The following is an 18,393-nucleotide window of genomic DNA, read 5'->3' as shown; positions in this document are numbered from 1 at the left end:
AGAGACAGATTGCCCTTTTTAGATTGCGGGGGAGAAGGCTGTTCGGCCTGCGCTTTGCAATACGGCATCAGCTTGTGGTGTATGCACTCGCCCGCACAAAACATTGCGATAATGGCGCTCCAACGGATTATCTTGGCTAAGACCCGGATTACCTGTCACTTCAACTGCGCGTGCTACTGCGGTTATGGCATTCTCCGTCACCAGTCTTTTGACCTGGCCTGAGTCCGATAGGCTGAGTGTCTGGTTTTCAGCTTTTGTCAGGGCCAATTCTAACAATGCTTCATTGGTTAAGAGTAGTCCGTCAATTTCGCCGAGCACGGTATGGAAGCGAGGCAGTGTGGAAAGAGGGCGGCCCAAGGCCGAAGGTACTCGTTCTTCAAGAAACCCGATTAACCAGTCACGCGCTGAATGGGCTATTGCGTTATACAGAGCAGGAATAACAACAGTATGCCATGTTGCTAAAATAGGCGTTTCCGGGTTTTGTCCATTTTCGTGAAAATTGATCAGATAGCGCTCGGGGATTTCAACATCTTCAAAGATGATTGTATCACTGCCAGTTGCGCGCATTCCCATGTGATGCCAGCTTTTTTTAATCCTTATTCCCGGTAAAGACAAGGGGACGAGAATCTGTCCGACGCGGGGTGTTTCCTCTTCTGTTGCGCCCCATACGACGCCCCAATGCAGAGCAGATGACCCTGTTGAGAAGATTTTTCGACCAGACAGAACATAACGGTCCCCTTGGCGACGTACCCGCGTTGCTGGTATTCCGCCTCGGGCAGGGGTTCCAAGCTCGGGTTCGACCCGCAATGCGTTGACCAGAGCACCAGAGCGGATGACGGAATCAAGCACTTCATCACGCACATTATCTGGCCATGTTTCTGACAACAGAATAGCGACTGTCTGCAAATACTGCATAGCGAGTATCAGCGCGGTGGACGGATCTCCTTTTGCGACTTGCGATACAATTTGCGTGATCTGGCGTAGGGTAATGCCTTGTCCGCCCCGGTTTGGAGGCAAAGTTAGGCCAAGATAGCCTGCCTTGTGTAAGTCTGACAGATTGTCAAAGTTGATCTCGCCTAAACGATCCGATTCAGCTGCCCGGGATGCAAATCGACGCACGAGCTCTTCTGGAACATCCAGATTGATAGCGGGTGCCTCTGTCATGCGATTTCCGTCCATAGAGAGATCTCCTTATTGCATCTTCAGTGCGTCAGATTTTGTTCGAATGCATCACTCAAATCATCTTTACGGGTGATGAAACCTGCGGATTTGTAAGTGTCGAGTACTTCTTTTTCTGCCTGAATTACATCTGGCGTGACAGGTGCAGGAACGGCAATGAGTTTTTGAGCAACAGAGATTGCCACATCTTCAGGCAGTCCTGTCTGTCGGGCGAGAATATGCGAATAGTCGGTTTGGTGCCTCGTGCCCCAGTTATAAGCTGTGGTCATACGGCGATAAAAATCAGCCAGAATCAATTTCTTTCTGGCAAGAGCATCCGTGTTCGCTACAAAGAAACTGTTGTTCGGCATCAGCCCCGCTGCGTCTGTTATGATATGCCCATGCCCGGATATGACAGCGAGGGATATGTATGGTTCCCATGTTGACCATGCGTCGACGCGGTTTGTATCCAATGCCGCTTTTGCCTGTGCGGGTAAAAGGAACACAATGTGGGGCGCAGGCGCAGGTATGGCTCCAATGGCAAGAAGGCGCAGTAGAAGGAGATGCCCGACCGACCCTCGCCCCGTCGCTATACGTTTGCCTGACAAATTCGCTGGCGAAGAAATAGGTGACCCAGCCGCCCCCACAATGGCGGTAGCGGAACCTGCTCCACGTGGAGGAATGACCCATGCGGCCTTAATAGGTAGGCCAGATCCCCATGCAAAAAGGAAAGGGCCATCTCCTGCAATGCCAGTATCAACCGCTCTCGCACCAAGGGCCTGAAGAAGAGGGGCGGCCGCCTCAAACTCAACCCAACGGATATGATAAGGCAAATCCTTAGCGGCCCCTGCGGCCTCCAACAAAGCTTTTTGCTGCCCTTTTTGGTCTGCCACAATCAGTTCATCTTCAGCTTGCGCTGGCATGCTGAGCAATATCGGTAGCAGTAAGGCACCTAGCAGCGTGCAGATACACCGCAAGCTCTTATGTATCTGTAGATGATGTAAAAATGGTTTCATCACACCAAAACCAACCACGAAATTTCGTTAATTTCAATTAAAACACGAAAATGTAGGATATTAATATATTTAACATAATTTAATGACGTATATATGAGAGGGTGATGGAGAAAAAATTTCCAGTTGTGGAGGCACAAGGGAATGTCCAGCACAATCCTGCACAATACGCACCAGCCTGTTTCCCGCTTTAAACGGTCGATTGGTATCCGATTTCCTCCTTATGCGGTGGGCTGGATGGGGGGGAGGCGTCTATTGCACAATCTTGCCCGTTATTTGTCCCCCCTTGTGCTCATTGTTTTATGGCAGGTTGCCTGTTCGACTGGTCTCCTTTCCACGCGTTTGGTCGCGTCTCCTGCGCAGATCGTAGGAACAGGTTGGGGGCTTGTGCTGGATGGCACATTGCCGACTAATCTGGGCGTGTCTCTGCTCAGGGCCGCTACGGGGCTTTCTCTGGCACTTTTAGCCGGAACCAGTCTGGCTTTGATCTCGGGGCTTTCCCGTATTGGGGAAAATATTGTGGATGCCCCCCTCCAAATCCTGCGGACACTGCCTGTTCTCGCGCTCGTTCCCTTATTTATTTTATGGTTTGGAATAGGAGAAACGCCAAAAATTCTTCTGGTGGCGTTGGGTTCCACATTCCCTATTTATTTGAATTTGTATAAGGGCATCCGCACTATTGACCCCAAACTGATTGAGATGACCCGTACGCTACGCCTTTCTCGCATCCAGACAATTCGGAATGTTATTTTGCCAGGAGCCCTGCCGGATCTTCTGGTCGGTATTCGGTTTGCTGTCGGTATTTCATGGTTGATGCTTGTTGTTGCCGAGCAGGTGAATGCTGATAGCGGCATTGGCCATATGATGATGGATGCTCAGGATTTTCTGCGCACGGACATCATTTTTGTTGGCCTTGCCATATATGGTTTTCTGGGGCTGATCTCGGATCAATTTGTGCGTTTACTTGAACGATACGCTCTTGTCTGGCGTCCCGTTCATTTATCCGGAGGGGCGGGAAAGTGATGAACAGTATTGTTATGGCATCTCCAGACCGGGCCTTTTTGCCCCCAGTTGTCAATGTCCAAAGTTTGAGCCGTCGTTTTGGGAACGGGCCACGAGTGCTGGACCAGTTGAACCTGAACATTGCTCATGGGGAGTTTGTTGCTCTGTTGGGGCATAGTGGGTCTGGAAAATCCACCTTGCTGCGTACACTGGCGGGTCTGGACCCGGTTACAGAAGGCAATGTCTCTCGTCCCACTGAAATTTCAGTCGTTTTTCAGGAAAGTCGCTTATTGCCGTGGAAAAAAGTATGGCAGAACATCACATTGGGACAGGACAATGCGACGCGAGAACAGGCATTGCCTGTTCTTGAAGAAGTCGGGTTAGGGCACCGGGTGGACGCGTGGCCATTGACTCTTTCAGGAGGGGAAGCGCAGAGAGCTGCGCTGGCGCGCGCGTTGATAAGAGAGCCGCGATTTTTAATGTTGGATGAACCTTTTGCAGCCTTGGATGCACTTACGCGTTTGCGTATGCAGGAACTGGTTTTTGCATTATGGCAACGCCACAAAAGTGCGGTACTTCTGGTAACACATGATGTGGACGAGGCTCTGTTGTTAGCAGATAGGGCTGTTGTGCTGGATGCCGGTCGCATCAAGGTGGAATTGCCAATATCTCTCCCACGGCCGCGTCGTCATGCTGACCTGGAGTTTGAGAGACTACGTTCTACGCTTTTAAGGCATTTAGGCGTTCAATAGGGGCCTCATAAGCGAACCCGAAACTGGGTTCGCTTATGCGATAGTTATAGAGTTTTATGGATAAGCCGTCCTTCAAACGCGATAGATGCAAGCGGAACACGGTTGGATGGCTGTTCTTTTGCCTGAAGATTTTCTGGGAGCTGCGAAACCTTCCCACGATGCCCAATAACAAGAGCAGCATGCACAATGTGGTCTTCTGGAAGTTCCAAACCAGCATGGGCAAGGCTTTTATCAAAACCACTCACTGGGCGAGCGAACCACCCGTTCTGGTTTGCCTGCAACTGAATCAGAATACTCGCGGCACCGGCATCAAAAGCGTGGCTGGGTAGCTCAACAGGCTCATCGGTGCTTGAACTGTCGATGACCGATCTGGATGCAATATAGACGATGGCAGAAGCATTTTCTGCCCATGATCGGTTGAAGGGAATAAACCATGACAGAAAACGCTCCCAATCAGGCGTGTTGCGATGGGCATAGATAAACCGCCAAGGCTGCGCGTTATAAGCCGAAGGTGCCCAACGTCCAGCGTCGAGAATACTCAGGAGCTCTGCTTGTGTTATTTCATCAGGAGTGAAGGCTCGAGGGGACCAGCGGTTGAGGATGAAAGGGGCAACTGTTGGAGCTGCTTTACGGTTAATGGATAAGGACATCGGATTTGCGTTTCCCAGAGTGAATTGTGCAGGATTAGAATTTGTGCAAACGCTACCAAAATGACGGTAAGCTTGGCGTGGCATTCCTCTTGGGTTCACAAAATTCCTCCTGAACGGTAGGAACTTCATTTTGGACGAGTATCTTATCTTTCTGATAACGAGAAATTTTAAGTGATTGAGTGTGTGGATTTAAACAGTAATAAATTTTTGAATATTCATTAATATAATAAGATTTTCCCAAATATTTTATACCGAATTCCACATTCATTTATCCCGATAAAAGTGGAAACAATGCATTGGAAAAGACCTGTTCCAGAGTAAGGTTGGGAGTAATCAGACCCTGCTGAATAAAAACATCAGCAACGGAGAGAGCGCTTTGAATGTCATTGGCATTCCATGGGCGGGGAGAGTAGGCACGGTTCTGTTCGTTCAAGTCCCGAAGAACAATGCCTTCTGGAACTTGAATGACTGGTGCAACAACTTTGGCCCATTGCGGCTTGTTTTGTGTCAGGCGTGCATAGGCTTTGCCAAGGCGCAGTATGTAATCTGCGGCTGCGGCCTGAAAAGCAGGATTGGAAAGTTTTTCAGGATTAGCACCAATAAAATAATGTCCTGACAGAATCTTTTCCGCACTTTCCAGAATACGTGCAGATCCATCGGCTTGCAGCAACGGGATAACATACCCATAAGTTGCCCACGCATCGAGACTGCCGGATTTAAATGCCGTAAGCCCTTGGCTCATGCCTAAAGGCACTGGTTTTATATCTGCAAGCGTCAGACCAACCTGCTGGAGCATCCGGATTAGAAAGTAATGGGCCGTTGTGGAGCGGATGTAACCAATTTTCTTACCGCGTAGGTCGGCAAAAGAACGCACTGTCGAGTTGGTTGGAACAACAACGGCCTGATTAGTCGTGGGACCATCCATGGTGGCAACAACTTTTACATTTGCTTTTGCGGCGGCAATAAAAACGAGAGGAATTTCGCTCCAGCCACCAAGGTCAATGGCATTGGCATTGATCGCCTGTGCAATGAGATTGCCTGAATTGAATTCGCTGAATTCTACTTTATACGGAAAATCAGCAAGTCCTGTGGCAGGAAGAATTGTGGAATCCATCCCTCTAAAACTGGCAACACGCAGTGTTACAGAAGAAAAATCAGATGCAGAGGCTAGGCTTGTACTGAGCAGGCCCGCATTACCTAAAAATGCAAGCGCTCCCAAACCGAAGTGACGGCGAGGTAGGTATTTTTGTAGGAAAATCATATATGTCTCGTCTGGACTGTTGTGGCCGATGTCATGGTGATTCTGTCACTATTCTTGATTTTCTAAGTATGAAAAATTCTTTTCCGTCATATTGGCGTTACTTTATAGATCCGAAAAAATGGAAGTTATTGTCAATTCTGCCTTTGATATTAGTTAATAGACGATATGACTCCGCTTGAGAGATACCGGAAAAGAAAGAACGTATCTGTTCTTCCTCTTTTTTACTCTTGCAGGCGAGACAGAAATAACAATGTATGTACAGCAAGGCACACTTTATTTTGAGCGTGTTGGAAACCGGCGTTTCCACGTCTCTTTCCTGTTTCAAACAACGTTCTGTGCTACGCTTTTCTTAATGTCTGCGCAGGAACTGTTGGCTGCGGAAATACGCCCCCAACCTTCATCGTCCACCGGAGTGGCAAGTAATAGGAGCATAACAAAAAAGCCGGGACGCTCGGTAAAGCCCCCGCGTGCTCTGTATGCCGCGGCACAGGGGGAAACAATTAGCGTATCAGGCAAAAACAGAACTGCTCACAAGGATGCAGTGCTGCAGAAAACACCGGCTTCTGCCTCGTTGCTCTCCGCAGCCCGACTGGAGCGTTTGGGTGTGCAGAGTACAAAGCAACTCGCCAGACTGACGCCCAATCTTTACATTCCCAATAATATGCCTGGCTATTCGGTAACAAATTACTTTATTCGCGGAATAGGCGAGATCGACCCTCAGGGCGAGCCTTCCGTGGGTACCTACATTGATGGTGTTTATTTGCCACGCAATATGGGGAATATGCAGGAGCTGCTTGATGTCGAAAATATTCAGATCGACCGTGGTCCTGTAACATCCCTCGGGCATCAGTCCGAAGGCGGAGCTGTTCACATCAATACCATTGTGCCAACAAACAAACGACGCGTTGTTGTACAGACTGGTTATGGTACCTACAACGAATGGCAGATTGCGTTAGCGGCTAGTGGCGCCATCCTGCGAGACAAGGTTTTTGGCAGCTTTGCCTTTGACCATCACGCACGTGGAGCCATCGACCACAATTACACGGTTGGCAAGGGTGTCAACAATATTGACTATACACAGGGGCGCGGAAAGCTCCGTTTTACACCCAATGAAAATTGGGACATCACATTGGCCTTTGATGGCACGGTCGACGGCAGCACAAACCGGGGTGCAGGCAATCTTTTGAATACTTACAAGTTTGGAAACTACAATCCTGCTTACCCAAAGAACAGTTATGCTGAAGTAGGATTTACCGGGAATATTCGTTATACAATATCACCACGTCTCACATTGTATTCAATTACAGGAATTCGTGGGTATAATGATAAAGGGATGTACGATAATTTTGGCGATATTTATTCAAGGTCATCCCAGCAGTTAATCTATAAGGATCGGATGTATTCCGAAGAACTGCGGCTGCATGGTGATTATGGGAAAGTCGATTTTAACGTCGGAGCCTACTTTTTATACGAGGATTGGTATACCAGCCGTAATGCGAACAACCCTTATGGTACACTGACGAACGACCCGGCACAAATACAGTATTTTCCGGTTAATGCAGTTATTGACCAGCTGAATCGGAACTGGGCAGTGTATGGAGAAGCACACTACCACATTACGCCTAAGCTGACTTTTACCGCAGGTTTGCGTTTTAACTGGGAAAACCACTCAAATTCCGAAACTCTCAGTTATCTTGCGGGTGGCAATCATATCACCACAGTGGCGAACCAGCTCTCAACCCTTCTTTTGTCCACCCCGGAGGGCGGCATAGCGTGGCAAACGGCTGCACAAGGGAGCTGGATACAACTTCTCCCCAAAGGGTCTCTTACGTGGCAGGCTCTGCCACAGCTAATGACTTATGTTTCCATTTCGCAGGGAGGAAAATCAGCGGGTTATGATTTCCGGGCGCAGTCTCCGTCTGCCAGTGGCAGCCTTCAGGCCTCTCTTCCCTTCCGACCAGAAATTGTTACGACGTACGAAGTCGGCGTAAAGTCCGACCCAATCCCCGGCCGCGTGCGGTTTAATGGTGCGCTGTTCTGGAATCAGTTCGACGATATTCAGTTAACCACAACCGACCCTTCCACTGGGCTTAGCCGCAGGTTTAATGCAGGGAAGGGGCATTCCGCTGGAGCTGAAATTGAAACGTCTGTAAAGATTACCCGCGATCTGGATCTGCATTATACTGCGTCCTATCTTTACTCAGTGTTGGACAAGTTCAAGGGGCAGGCCAGCCATATTACTCTAGCGGATGGGAGTGCTTACAACACAACACCCTATGCGGGTGCGCCGTTGCCATGGGCACCACGTTTTCAGACAGCTGGATCTCTGACATACCGTATTCCGGTCAATCTACCGGGGACGTTTCATATCGGTGCGGATGTATCTTTCCAGACCGGAATGCATACAACATCACTGGCCAACCCTCAGGATCGTATTCCTGCGCAGACTTATGTTAATGCCATGATGAGTTGGTCCAGCCCTGACTCACGCTGGCAGATACAGGCGCAGGCGCGGAATTTGCTTGATCGCCGGTACCTACAGGGCACATCCTTTGCACAGGGTAATGGTGTGCCTGTTTATTACACGGGTTATTTTGCCGACCCTCGCACCATTTATGTGACAGCCCGCTTTACGCTCTGAGAGCGGACATCACGGAGCCGCTGCAAAAAAGGGGAGAGTGATTAATCACTCTCCCCTTATCCGTTCACAGGTGTAGACACGTTATTCCAGAACAGAAAAGCCATGTGTTCCATCACGTTCCAGTTGTGCGACAAGCCCGAACTCCCAGTCCAGATAAGCCTGCATTGCCGTTTTGGCGTTATCCGTTCCTTCATAGGGGCGTTTGTAAGCATCAATGGGCTCGGAAAGGCTGTTCTTGTTTGAAAGACCGGTCTCAACTGGCCGTCCAGTAGCTTTCCAACCATTTGTACCGCCTTCCAGAATACGGGCAGCAATACCGACTTCCTGCAAATGCGCGGCGGCAATATGCGCGGCAAGGCCATCGGGGGAGGTCAACACTACGTCCTGCGCTTTATGCACGAGGTCATGAGCCGTGAGATTGGCAGGAATTATAAAAAAAGCCCCCGGAATATGGGCTTTATGGAAAACTGGGCTGGTTGCAAGGTCAAGCAGTAATGGTGGATTGGAACCAGAAAGTGCATCGGCCAGTTCGTCATTGGTGAGTGTGGGCACAGGAGGCAAAGAATGCACAGGGAATACTGGTTCTGGGCCGTAATTTTGCGGCACGTCTGACCAGTCATCAAGCACATAAACTTCCTGCCATCCTAACTGACTTAGCCAATGGCCAGCCATACGGGCGCGAACACCGTCTGTATCAGTCAGTACAATAGTGCCATGGCGGACACCAACCCATTCATCAGTCGCCTGAACCAACTGGCCCCCCGGTGCTGAGCGAAAACCAGACAGATGACCTGCTTCATATTCTTCTGGGGAGCGTACATCCAGACGATAGAGTGTGCGCTTTTGATCTTTTTCCAGCCCCCTCAACTGTTGTGGTGTGATAACCCGCACGCCTGTACGGTTCGCCAGTTCCTGTGCTTTCAGGCGAGCTTGTTTGTGGTTGCGGTCAGTAAGGCTATCTGCCTTTCGGGATGCCCCGTGTTCCAGTTCAAAACCGGCTAGTGTCCACCCGATTGTACCATTGCGCAGAGCAAAGACCGGGTTAGGGATGTTGGCGTTGACAAGCGACTGGGTGCCAATAATTGAGCGGGTGCGCCCAGCGCAGTTAATGATGACAGTTGTTTCTGGCGATGGGGCGATATCGCGGATACGTAGCGCCAATTCCCCTCCGGGCAAGGAGCGGCCACCGGGTATGGACATCACGTTGTATTCCATAAAGCGCCTCGCATCGAGAATGACCAGGTCATCCCCACGGGCAATATGGGCATGGACGTCTTCAGCAGGAAGGGAAGGCGTTTGCCGAACATGCTCGACTAGTTCCCCAAATGCTTTTGAAGGCACGTTCACATCGATAAACAGTTCGCCACCAGATGCACGCCAGCCATCTAGTCCGCCTGCAAGAACGGAAACGTTGGTGTATCCCAACCGTTGGAGGCGTGTGGCAGCGAGGTGGATTAGGCCTTCTCCATTATCATAAAGCACAATAGGAGCAGTATGGCGTGGGATAAGCCCTGCCACGCGTTCTTCTATGCGACCCAAGGGGAGATTAATGGCAAAAAGTGGATGCCCGGCTGCATAATGAGCTTCTTCACGCACATCAACAAGAGCAACTTCTTTCTTGTTCCGTAATTGCTCCCGGACAGTCTCGGAAGATGTTTCGGCAAGCAGGGTATTCCTGGGAGCAAGCGTGTTCATGCTGCTTTCCTTTCGCGGGAGCGATCCCACAGGTTGGGTATTTCTTCGTTGGAGTAACCGGAGATGAATGCCTTCTCTTGCCCGGTATCCGGGTCGTAGGTGGCACGGGCTACACCACCGATATTGGCGCCATAGACGTGAATGGAGATGGATGTCTGGTCATCAAAGGCATTTGCTACCAGATGATAGTCATTGACGTCCGGGGTTAAGATGGTGACTTCGCCTGGGTCAAGAAACCTTGTTTCTGTTGCGTGGAAATGGTCATCGGTGTCTCGCACAAATTGGGTCTCGCTTTCGCGTCCGCGCAGCATCCCAATGAGCCCCCACACGCGGTGGTCATGTAAGGGGGTTTTTTGCCCCGGTCCCCATACAAAACTGACAACCGAGAAGCGTTCAAGAGGGTCACAATGGAGCAGGTATTGGCTGTAACGCTCCGGGCTGGGGCGGGCGAATTCTTCTGGTAGCCAGTCATCCCGCGAGATCAGCTTTTCTAAAAGAGAGGCCCCCTTGGTCTGGAGTGCCAGTGTAGGAAGAGGGGAGTCATGTATTCTCGTGAATTCTACAATGAAGTCACGCAGTGGAGAAATTGCGGTCATGGTTTTCTCACATTCACGTTGGAGAAATTAGTCCAGAAGGTTGGGTTCCTGCGCCACAATCCAATCCCACAGAGGCTGAAAGGAGAAATATCCTCCAAGATCTGTGCCCACCTGAGCGGCTGTCTTGCGGGCGATCTCGGGTGCAATCGGTTTGACGGTGCCCGCAGCCTGCGCCAGCAATTGTGCATGGGCGGCATTATCCATGGTGATGAACCACCATGCTGCGGCTTCCACGGAATTTCCGACCGTTAACAAACCGTGGTTTTGCAGAATGATGGCTTTATGCTGGCCAAGAGTTTTTGCCAGACGCTCTCCTTCACCATCATCAAGAACAACGCCCGAAAAAGGATCAAAGACGGAATGATCTTCATAAAAAGCGCAGGAATCCTGCGTCAGGGGCAATAAAGGCGTGCCAAGTGTAGAAAAAGCTTTGCCGTAGGTGGAATGTGTGTGTGCGGCCGCAATAACATCGGGGCGCGCTTTGTGCAGGGCGGAATGAATTGTGAAACCTGCTGTATTGATAGGACGATTACCGATGAGAATATTACCGTCATGATCCACAAGCTGGAGGTCAGAGGTACGAATTTGTGAGAAGTGAACTCCAAGTGGATTGATCCAGTATTGTTCCGGAAATTCCGGGTCACGCGCAGTAACATGCCCAGCTAACCCCTGATCAAAGCCGTAACGCCCGAACAGGCGGAACGTGGCTGCAAGACGCTGCTTGCGGTGCAGACGCTCCTCTGCATGGGATGAGGCTGGTGCACGTGGTTCAAGGCGGAAAGAACGAGCTTTTGGTGCAGAGACAGGGGGAGGGGCGTTCATGGGGGTATCCTCGTTTCTGGTGTTGCCCGTAGCGCTGTTCAATAGCCGCGGGCGGGATCAACGGTATCGATGAGAGGTTTGCCTTGAAGAAAATGTGTAAGATTTGTGCGGATGCGCCGAACGAGGTTGTCTCGGACTGACGGGCCAACCCAACTAATGTGTGGTGTCAGGCGGATACGCGGGTGAGTGTAAAATGGATGCCCCTCAGGGAGCGGTTCGGGCGTGGTCACATCCAGTGAGGCAAAGGCCGGACGACCATTATTCAATGCTCGGAGTAGGGCTTCCTGATCAATCAGGGCTCCGCGCGCAACGTTGACCAGGTGCAATCCCGGTCGGGCCTGCCGCAGAACGTCAGCGCCAACAATGTGTCGTGTGTCAGGCGTAAGTGGCATGGCCAGAACGAGATGATCAGACACACGAAACAGCTCGGAGAGAGACTGAACAGGCTGAACGCCGTTAGTCTCTCCTTCCCACGGCTCCCGTCGCAATACATGGATGTTCATGCCAAAAGCACTGGCCAAATTGGCAACTGCGCGCCCTATTGCGCCATAGCCCGCCAGTCCGAGGTTCCGTCCCCGTAGGGTGCCGGTCACTGGGTTCTGGCGAAACGGCGCAATCATAGTCTCCCATTCCTTTGGGGACGCAGGGTGGAGCGTGTCGATCTGCCGTTCATGATGGAGGAGTGACGCTATAACGTATTCCGCAATTGGCGTTGCAGCATCACCACGTCCGCAGGTAACAAGGCGACCTTCTGTTACCCATTTGGGAAAGCAGTCGATACCAGTAGAGGCGATTTGTACCCATCGAGGTCCTTTTTGCCACGCTATTGGAGGCGAGGAAGGCGCATTGGCCCATGCGCGGGAAGGACGGGTAAACAGAATATCCGCCCCTTGCACATCCCATGGCGCTGCGTTCTCGCAATCGCCAGAGATAACGCGCACTTGTTCTGTGTAATCCGCCAGAAGATGGGCAATAGGCCCACCTATCTGGTCCACAAGCAGGGGACGGGCTGCCGAGGTAGTCATGGCTTACCCTAGGCTGCCTTTGCAGGGCTGCGCGCATCTTCCGTCGTCACAAGTTGCCGCACGAGTGGAATTAGATCCCGTCCATATTCATAAGCATCTAGTAGAGGGTCGAACCCACGGATGAGGAACGTGGAGATGCCCAAACGGTAATAGTCGATCAGAGCTCCAGCAACCTGCTCCGGCGTCCCCACCAACGAGGTGGAATTGCCTTTTGCACCTGTTAGGGCCGCTATGCCTGTCCATAATCTTTTATCCAGACGGCTCCCCTGTGCCGCCGCAGCAAGCAAGCGGCGAGAGCCTTCGTTGGGAATGTCGGCCGCACGGGTAAAGCCTGTTTTGTCCTGCAAAGAGCGCGCTTTTTCGAGGATGCGATCGGCTTTGGTCCATGCGGCTTCTTCCGTCTCGGCCAGTACCGGGCGGAGTGACAAAGAAAAACGGGGCGACCTACCATGCTTTGCCGCAGCTGCGCGAACACGGGTAACCGTTTCGGCGACCTGTTCATATGTTTCCCCCCATAGGGCGTAAACATCCGCGTGCCTGCCAGCAACTTCTATGGCCTCTGGGGAGGACCCGCCAAAATAGATCGGGATCCCGCTATCCTTATACGGATGAACCAGAGAATTCGCCCCATGCACATCATAGAATACCCCTTTGTAGTCAAAGGGCGCAGTCTCGCTCCATTCGCGGCGCACTATGTCGAGATATTCGCTGGTCCGGGCATATCGTTCCACCTTGGTGGTATGGTCACCATCTGCCTGCAATTCTAAATCACTGCCTCCAGTGATGATATGAACGGCAATACGACCTTTGGTGATATTATCCAGTGTTGCAAATTGTCGTGCCGCGATGGTGGGGGCATTGAAACCGGGACGATGGGCGATCAATAATCCGAGATCCGGGGCGGTGGTCGCAGCATGTTGCGCCACCAAAATACTTTCGGGTGAATTGGAGTGAAAGGCTACAAGAGCACGGTCAAAGCCTGCAATTTCATGAATTTTTGCTGCAAGTTCAATATGTTTAGGGTTAACACTGGGCCCTGTGGGTGGGATAATTTCGGACTGATTGCGGCTGCCGATATAGCCAATGAATTCAACGGGCATGATGGACTCCTGCATATATCACTATATTGTTGTGTTGTTTGAAAATTAACACTTGAAAAGTATGGTAAATCAAGCAAGGAATGCTCAAGACGCACTTCATCCGCGTTAATATGAGTGCCCGACCGAGGCTGAGACCAGAGGCTGCACATGTCACAATCTGCTCATTCTTCTGCAGGACTTTTTCTGCCGCAGCGTATGGCGCGTAACGTGCCAACGGAGTTGCTGCGCTCCTTTGTCGCCATTGTGGAAGCAGGTTCCATGGCACAGGCTACGGAGACAATTTTTCTCACCCAATCTGCTCTAAGTTTACAGATGAAGCGGCTGGAGGATGTGCTCCAGCAAAAGCTTTTCCGTCGTGATGGGCGGCGGTTAATCCTTACGCCCATAGGCGAAGAACTGGTGAATTATGCGCGCCAGCTTCTTGCCTTGAATGACCGGATAATGAGCACGTTGGGGCAGGATTCTGAACCAGAGCCGATCAGTGTCGGCATGGTGCAGGATTTTGCAGACACTATTCTCCCCGATGTGCTCGGCCAATTTCGTCTTGCGCACCCTCGGTCACGGTTGGTGGTACGTGTTGGCGGGTCCGCAGAATTGCTGGAGATGTTCGATCGCTCACGGCTGGATATGGTGCTCTGCCTTGGGCAACATGGGGATCGGTCCGGTGCGAGATGGGACATTGTCGGACGTGATAGCATGGCGTGGATCGGAGATCCGGGCATTGCGGAACAAGCTGAATTGCCTCTGGTTCTTCTTGAACCGCCTTGCCGCTTTCGTGATGCCGTGCTTCGTGTTTTAACGCAGGAACGACGGGATTACCGACTGGTTCTGGAAACACCCAATCTCCCTGCAATGCGGGCCGGAGTGCGGGGAGGGCTTGGCATCAGTTGCCGTACGCGTCGCTTTGCCATGGCGGAGGGCTTACCGACTATTACAAGTGATACCTTGCCGACGGTGCCAGAAATTGAGACCATTCTTGTGCGCCGCAATCATTTGTCAGACGCGGCTAACGATCTAGGCGACCTGTTGGCAGTAGCCGCAGGTGGTTGAAAGATACTCAAGGAACGGATGAAAAGAACTCTTTTTGCGACAGGGTAAACTTACGGCAGGGTCAGAATGTTCTGATATTTAACGTGAGGTATGTCATGTCATCATCCGTAACTTTGGGTCCTCTACGTGCAAAATTTCTGGCTTTGGAACAAGAACGTGAGCAGACATGGACGCCTGAGGCCTTGGCCGTCAATGTTAACCAGCGCGCTCTTCTCGTGCGTGAGCACAGGCAAACCTTACATGCTGTGCAGAAGGGGGATAGAATTCCTCCCTTCACATTGCCGACTGTCGATGGTGGCCAGGTTTCGTTAAGTAATCTGGTAGCAAATGGCCCAGTTGTGCTGGTATTTTTCCGCTTTGCTGGTTGCCCTGCCTGCAACATTGCTCTTCCGCATTATCGTGATACGCTTTGGCCGACGCTTATGGCTGCAGGCATTCCGTTATTGGCAATTTCACCTCAGCCAGTATCTGCACTTTCAGAAATTGTTACGCGCCATAAACTACCATTCCCAGTTGCTTCTGACACCAAGCTAGAATTGTCTCGTGCACTCGGCATTACTTACAGATTTGACGCCGCATCGTGTCAGGCCGCCACCTCCAAGGGAGGAAAAAGCCTAGATATAAATGGTCTTGATGATGTGTGGGAACTGCCCAAACCTGCGGTATTGGTCGTGGGGCCAGAACACGTTATTCAATTTGCCGATGTATCGCCTGACTGGATGGACCGAACAGAAAGTGAGCAGGTAATCGCTGCACTGGGCCTAAACAAAGGGGAGGCATCCCACGCGGCTTGATCGAATTTAGGGAAGTTCGTTCTTCACAAGCCGGCAGGAGGAATTCCGGCGAAAATGTCAGAGGCCTTCACGGTATCTGGGATTGTTCGGTAAGCAATAAGGATGCCATTTTACGGAATGCCATCCTTATTGTCCAATTTTAAACAGTCTGAAATGCGGGCTTATTAGGCTCGCATGTCTTTGCCGACCCACTCCAGAAAAAGGCGTATCATCTCATTTTCGATCTTATCTTCTCGGTAAACAAGATAATATCCATATTCGGGAGTGGCCCGAATATGAGTAATCGGGACCAACTGTGAGCTGGGGTCAAAGTGATCGAGTAACGAGGACCGCACCAAAGCCACCCCCATTCCTTCTTGGGCAGCCTGATACATCATGGCAAAATCACCAAAATGTGGACCATCAGCAGGTTCGGGCCACGGCAGATTCGCAGCAACAAACCACGGCTTCCACGGCTCCAGTGGGCTTCTAAGCAAGGTGCAATGGGCTAGGTCTTCTGCCGTGGAAAGACTATGCCGGGTTACGAAATCGGGCGTGGCGGCAGGAAAAATATCTGATTTCATGAACATGATACTTTTCATGCCGGGGTAATTTCCGGTTCCGAAGCGAATGTAAATATCCGCATCTTCCGTCTTAACGTCCAACCCGGAAGAACTGAGTTCAATACTGATCTGAGCCTCGGGATATTCTTGTGTAAAATCCTGGATTGCAGGCCATAAAATTAGGCGGGCAAAAGACGGTGGGGTGCTGATTGTAATGCTGGTTTCGCTTTCGTAGGCCAAGCGAGGGAGTTTTACCTCCTCAAGCGCAGCAAGGGCGTGGCGTACAGCGATAATATATGCTTCTCCGGCCGAACTAAGGACCAATGAACGTCCATACCTGTGAAATAGGGCAAAGCCGGTTAGTTCTTCCAAAAGCTTGATGCGATGGCTGACCGCACTGCGTGTAAGCAGCAATTCCTCCGCAGCTTTGCTGAACGACCGGTGCCTGACTGCACTTTCAAACGCGTAAAGCGTGTTCAGGGGCGGGAGGCGGCGTTGCATCTGAAGCTTTCAGTTTGAAGCATTGGTGAAAAAACTTTGACAGACAGGTGCAGCGATTTCAACCCACTGAATTTCAAATTGGCTTTATGAATTAAGCGGGGAATTCAAAAGGAGTTAGAAAGATGTCCGAGAATGCAAGCATTATAAAATTAAACCCTTTGGACGATGTTGCCATAGCCAGAGAGACACTACCTGCTGGTAGTATCCTGCAAGATGCAGGCGGGGTACGCACGGCTACAGAGATACCTGGTGGGCATAAAGTTGCCTTACGAGAAATCCATCGCGGTGACCCCGTTCACAAATATGGTCAGATAATAGGGTTTGCCACACAGGATATTGAACCCGGCCAACATGTACACGTCCAGAATCTCTCTATGGGCCATGACTTTGCGCGTGACTATGCTTTTGGCCAAGGGGTAAAGCCTCCGCTGGAGGTTACGGACCACCTGACTTTTAACGGTTATTTACGTCCGGATGGGCGTGGGGCGACCCGCAACCTCATTGGTATTGTCAGTACGGTTAATTGTTCAGCAACAACAGTCAAGAAGATTGCCGAACATTTTGTTCGTTCAGATATCCTAGACCAGTATCCCAATATTGACGGGGTTATCCCCGTTACGCATGGCTTTGGGTGCTGCATCGACACTAAAGGAGAAGGTATTCAGCAACTCAGGCGGACAATTGGTGGTTATGTGGTGCATCCAAACTTTGCAGCCGTTCTGGTTATTGGGCTCGGTTGTGAAGCAAACCAAATGGACGCTATATTCATGACAGAAAAAGTGCGTCCGGGCGCACGTCTGATCCCTCTTGTCATGCAGGAGGAAGGCGGAACACAGAATACTGTGGAGGCCGGCATTGCTGCCATTGAAAAAATTCTTCCTGAAATCAATGATGTTAAGCGTGAACCGCTTCCTCTGTCCCATCTTGTTCTTGCCTTGCAGTGTGGCGGATCAGATGGATATTCAGGTATTACGGCCAATCCGGCTTTAGGGCATGCCGTTGATCTTTTGGTCGCGCATGGCGGTTCTGCCATTCTGACGGAAACACCAGAAATTTATGGTGCGGAGCACCTGCTGACCCGCAGAGCCGTGCGGCGCGATATTGGTGAAAAACTTGTGGACATTATCCACGGGTGGGAGCGTTACGCAGAACGCGAACATGGCAGTATTGATAACAACCCCACGCCAGGGAATAAAAAAGGAGGTTTGACGACCATTTTGGAAAAATCCCTCGGTGCAGTCGCAAAAAGTGGCTCCAGTGCACTACAGGGGGTTTACAAATATGCGGAACCCATTGACGCCCATGGATTACTGTTTATGGACGCTCCAGGATATGACCCCATGGGAGCAACAGGGCAGATTGCCAGCGGTGCAACGCTTCTGGCGTTTACTACTGGACGCGGTTCCTGTTTTGGCTCTCGGATCGCTCCTACCATAAAGCTCGCGACCAACACTGCCATGTATGAGCGTATGCAGGATGATATGGACATTAACTGTGGCCGTATTTTGGACGGAAATTCCAGCGTAACAGAAATGGGTGAAGACATTTTTCGTTCCATTATCCGCATGGCGTCAGGCGAGCATAGCAAGAGCGAAGAACTCAATGTTGGTAATGAGGAAATCGTCCCGTGGATGATTGGCGCTCAAATGTAATAATTATTTTCTTTAATATTGCAGCATGATTTTAATGTGGTCTACGGCATAAAGTATTTTTGTAAGATGCCGCAGGCCGCATAACCCATTAAAACGTAACCGCCTGTATAGAGGCAGGAAAATCATTAATTAAAATTAA

At 50.8% G+C, this 18,393-nt stretch carries 16 protein-coding genes; 6 read left to right on the top strand and 10 right to left on the bottom strand.

Annotated features, from left to right (window positions below):
• Window positions 1-18: 18 nt before the first annotated feature.
• Together AGA_RS08705 and AGA_RS08700 are read right to left on the bottom strand one after the other, a co-directional pair.
• Window positions 19-1,164 carry an acyl-CoA dehydrogenase family protein gene (locus AGA_RS08705; RefSeq protein WP_059024781.1) on the bottom strand — a complete coding sequence of 382 codons (1,146 nt, stop codon included), beginning with the start codon at window positions 1,162-1,164 and terminating at the stop codon, window positions 19-21.
• Between the two features lie 38 nt (window positions 1,165-1,202).
• Window positions 1,203-2,192 (bottom strand): ABC transporter substrate-binding protein, encoded by a 990-nt coding sequence (locus tag AGA_RS08700; protein ID WP_231945759.1) that lies wholly within the window; start codon window positions 2,190-2,192, stop codon window positions 1,203-1,205.
• A gap of 216 nt (window positions 2,193-2,408) precedes the next feature.
• Here AGA_RS08700 and AGA_RS08695 point away from each other — a divergent pair, with 216 nt between their 5' ends.
• Both AGA_RS08695 and AGA_RS08690 read left to right on the top strand, forming a co-directional pair.
• Window positions 2,409-3,194 (top strand): ABC transporter permease, encoded by a 786-nt coding sequence (locus AGA_RS08695; RefSeq protein WP_059024780.1) that lies wholly within the window; start codon window positions 2,409-2,411, stop codon window positions 3,192-3,194.
• Window positions 3,194-3,925, top strand: coding sequence for an ABC transporter ATP-binding protein (locus AGA_RS08690; RefSeq protein ID WP_059023890.1), 732 nt, complete (start codon window positions 3,194-3,196; stop codon window positions 3,923-3,925). Before AGA_RS08695 ends, AGA_RS08690 begins: the two co-directional genes overlap by 1 nt.
• 44 nt (window positions 3,926-3,969) lie before the next feature.
• Here AGA_RS08690 and AGA_RS08685 read toward each other — a convergent pair whose 3' ends face one another.
• Window positions 3,970-4,575: a nitroreductase family protein gene (locus tag AGA_RS08685; protein WP_059023889.1), complete on the bottom strand. Its 606-nt coding sequence runs from the start codon at window positions 4,573-4,575 to the stop codon at window positions 3,970-3,972.
• 268 nt (window positions 4,576-4,843) lie between these two features.
• Window positions 4,844-5,836, bottom strand: a complete 993-nt coding sequence (locus AGA_RS08680; RefSeq protein ID WP_059023888.1) for an ABC transporter substrate-binding protein — start codon at window positions 5,834-5,836, stop codon at window positions 4,844-4,846.
• Window positions 5,837-6,011: 175 nt separating this feature from the next.
• On the opposite strand from AGA_RS08680, the gene AGA_RS08675 reads away from it, so the two are divergent.
• Complete coding sequence (locus AGA_RS08675; protein WP_231945758.1) at window positions 6,012-8,477, top strand: TonB-dependent receptor; 2,466 nt, start codon at window positions 6,012-6,014, stop codon at window positions 8,475-8,477.
• An 81-nt stretch (window positions 8,478-8,558) separates the two neighbouring features.
• Here the strand turns inward: AGA_RS08675 and AGA_RS08670 are convergent, their stop codons facing one another.
• Genes AGA_RS08670 through AGA_RS08650 form a run of 5 tightly spaced genes read right to left on the bottom strand, consistent with a single transcriptional unit; the run spans window position 8,559 to window position 13,715 of the window.
• Window positions 8,559-10,172, bottom strand: coding sequence for a rhodanese-like domain-containing protein (locus tag AGA_RS08670; protein WP_059023886.1), 1,614 nt, complete (start codon window positions 10,170-10,172; stop codon window positions 8,559-8,561).
• Window positions 10,169-10,768, bottom strand: coding sequence for a cysteine dioxygenase family protein (locus tag AGA_RS08665; RefSeq protein ID WP_059023885.1), 600 nt, complete (start codon window positions 10,766-10,768; stop codon window positions 10,169-10,171). Before AGA_RS08665 ends, AGA_RS08670 begins: the two co-directional genes overlap by 4 nt.
• 27 nt (window positions 10,769-10,795) lie before the next feature.
• Window positions 10,796-11,590: a class II aldolase/adducin family protein gene (locus tag AGA_RS08660; protein ID WP_059023884.1), complete on the bottom strand. Its 795-nt coding sequence runs from the start codon at window positions 11,588-11,590 to the stop codon at window positions 10,796-10,798.
• A 38-nt stretch (window positions 11,591-11,628) separates the two neighbouring features.
• Window positions 11,629-12,615: an NAD(P)-dependent oxidoreductase gene (locus AGA_RS08655; RefSeq protein WP_059023883.1), complete on the bottom strand. Its 987-nt coding sequence runs from the start codon at window positions 12,613-12,615 to the stop codon at window positions 11,629-11,631.
• Between the two features lie 8 nt (window positions 12,616-12,623).
• Window positions 12,624-13,715, bottom strand: a complete 1,092-nt coding sequence (locus AGA_RS08650; protein ID WP_059023882.1) for an LLM class flavin-dependent oxidoreductase — start codon at window positions 13,713-13,715, stop codon at window positions 12,624-12,626.
• 195 nt (window positions 13,716-13,910) lie between these two features.
• On the opposite strand from AGA_RS08650, the gene AGA_RS08645 reads away from it, so the two are divergent.
• Together AGA_RS08645 and AGA_RS08640 are read left to right on the top strand one after the other, a co-directional pair.
• Complete coding sequence (locus tag AGA_RS08645; RefSeq protein ID WP_231945757.1) at window positions 13,911-14,765, top strand: LysR substrate-binding domain-containing protein; 855 nt, start codon at window positions 13,911-13,913, stop codon at window positions 14,763-14,765.
• A 95-nt stretch (window positions 14,766-14,860) separates the two neighbouring features.
• Window positions 14,861-15,559 (top strand): peroxiredoxin-like family protein, encoded by a 699-nt coding sequence (locus AGA_RS08640; protein WP_059023880.1) that lies wholly within the window; start codon window positions 14,861-14,863, stop codon window positions 15,557-15,559.
• 164 nt (window positions 15,560-15,723) lie between these two features.
• Here AGA_RS08640 and AGA_RS08635 read toward each other — a convergent pair whose 3' ends face one another.
• A complete protein-coding gene (locus AGA_RS08635; RefSeq protein WP_059023879.1) occupies window positions 15,724-16,602 on the bottom strand; it encodes a LysR substrate-binding domain-containing protein in 879 nt (292 codons plus the stop codon).
• Between the two features lie 122 nt (window positions 16,603-16,724).
• Here AGA_RS08635 and AGA_RS08630 point away from each other — a divergent pair, with 122 nt between their 5' ends.
• On the top strand, window positions 16,725-18,254 hold the full coding sequence (locus tag AGA_RS08630) for a UxaA family hydrolase (protein ID WP_059023878.1): 1,530 nt from the start codon (window positions 16,725-16,727) through the stop codon (window positions 18,252-18,254).
• Window positions 18,255-18,393 lie beyond the last annotated feature (139 nt).

This window comes from Acetobacter ghanensis (assembly GCF_001499675.1).
GTDB classification, from domain to species: Bacteria; Pseudomonadota; Alphaproteobacteria; order Acetobacterales; family Acetobacteraceae; genus Acetobacter; species Acetobacter ghanensis.
The sequence above is the reverse complement of the archived record's forward strand: the minus strand, read 5'-3'. Positions and strand labels throughout refer to the sequence as shown.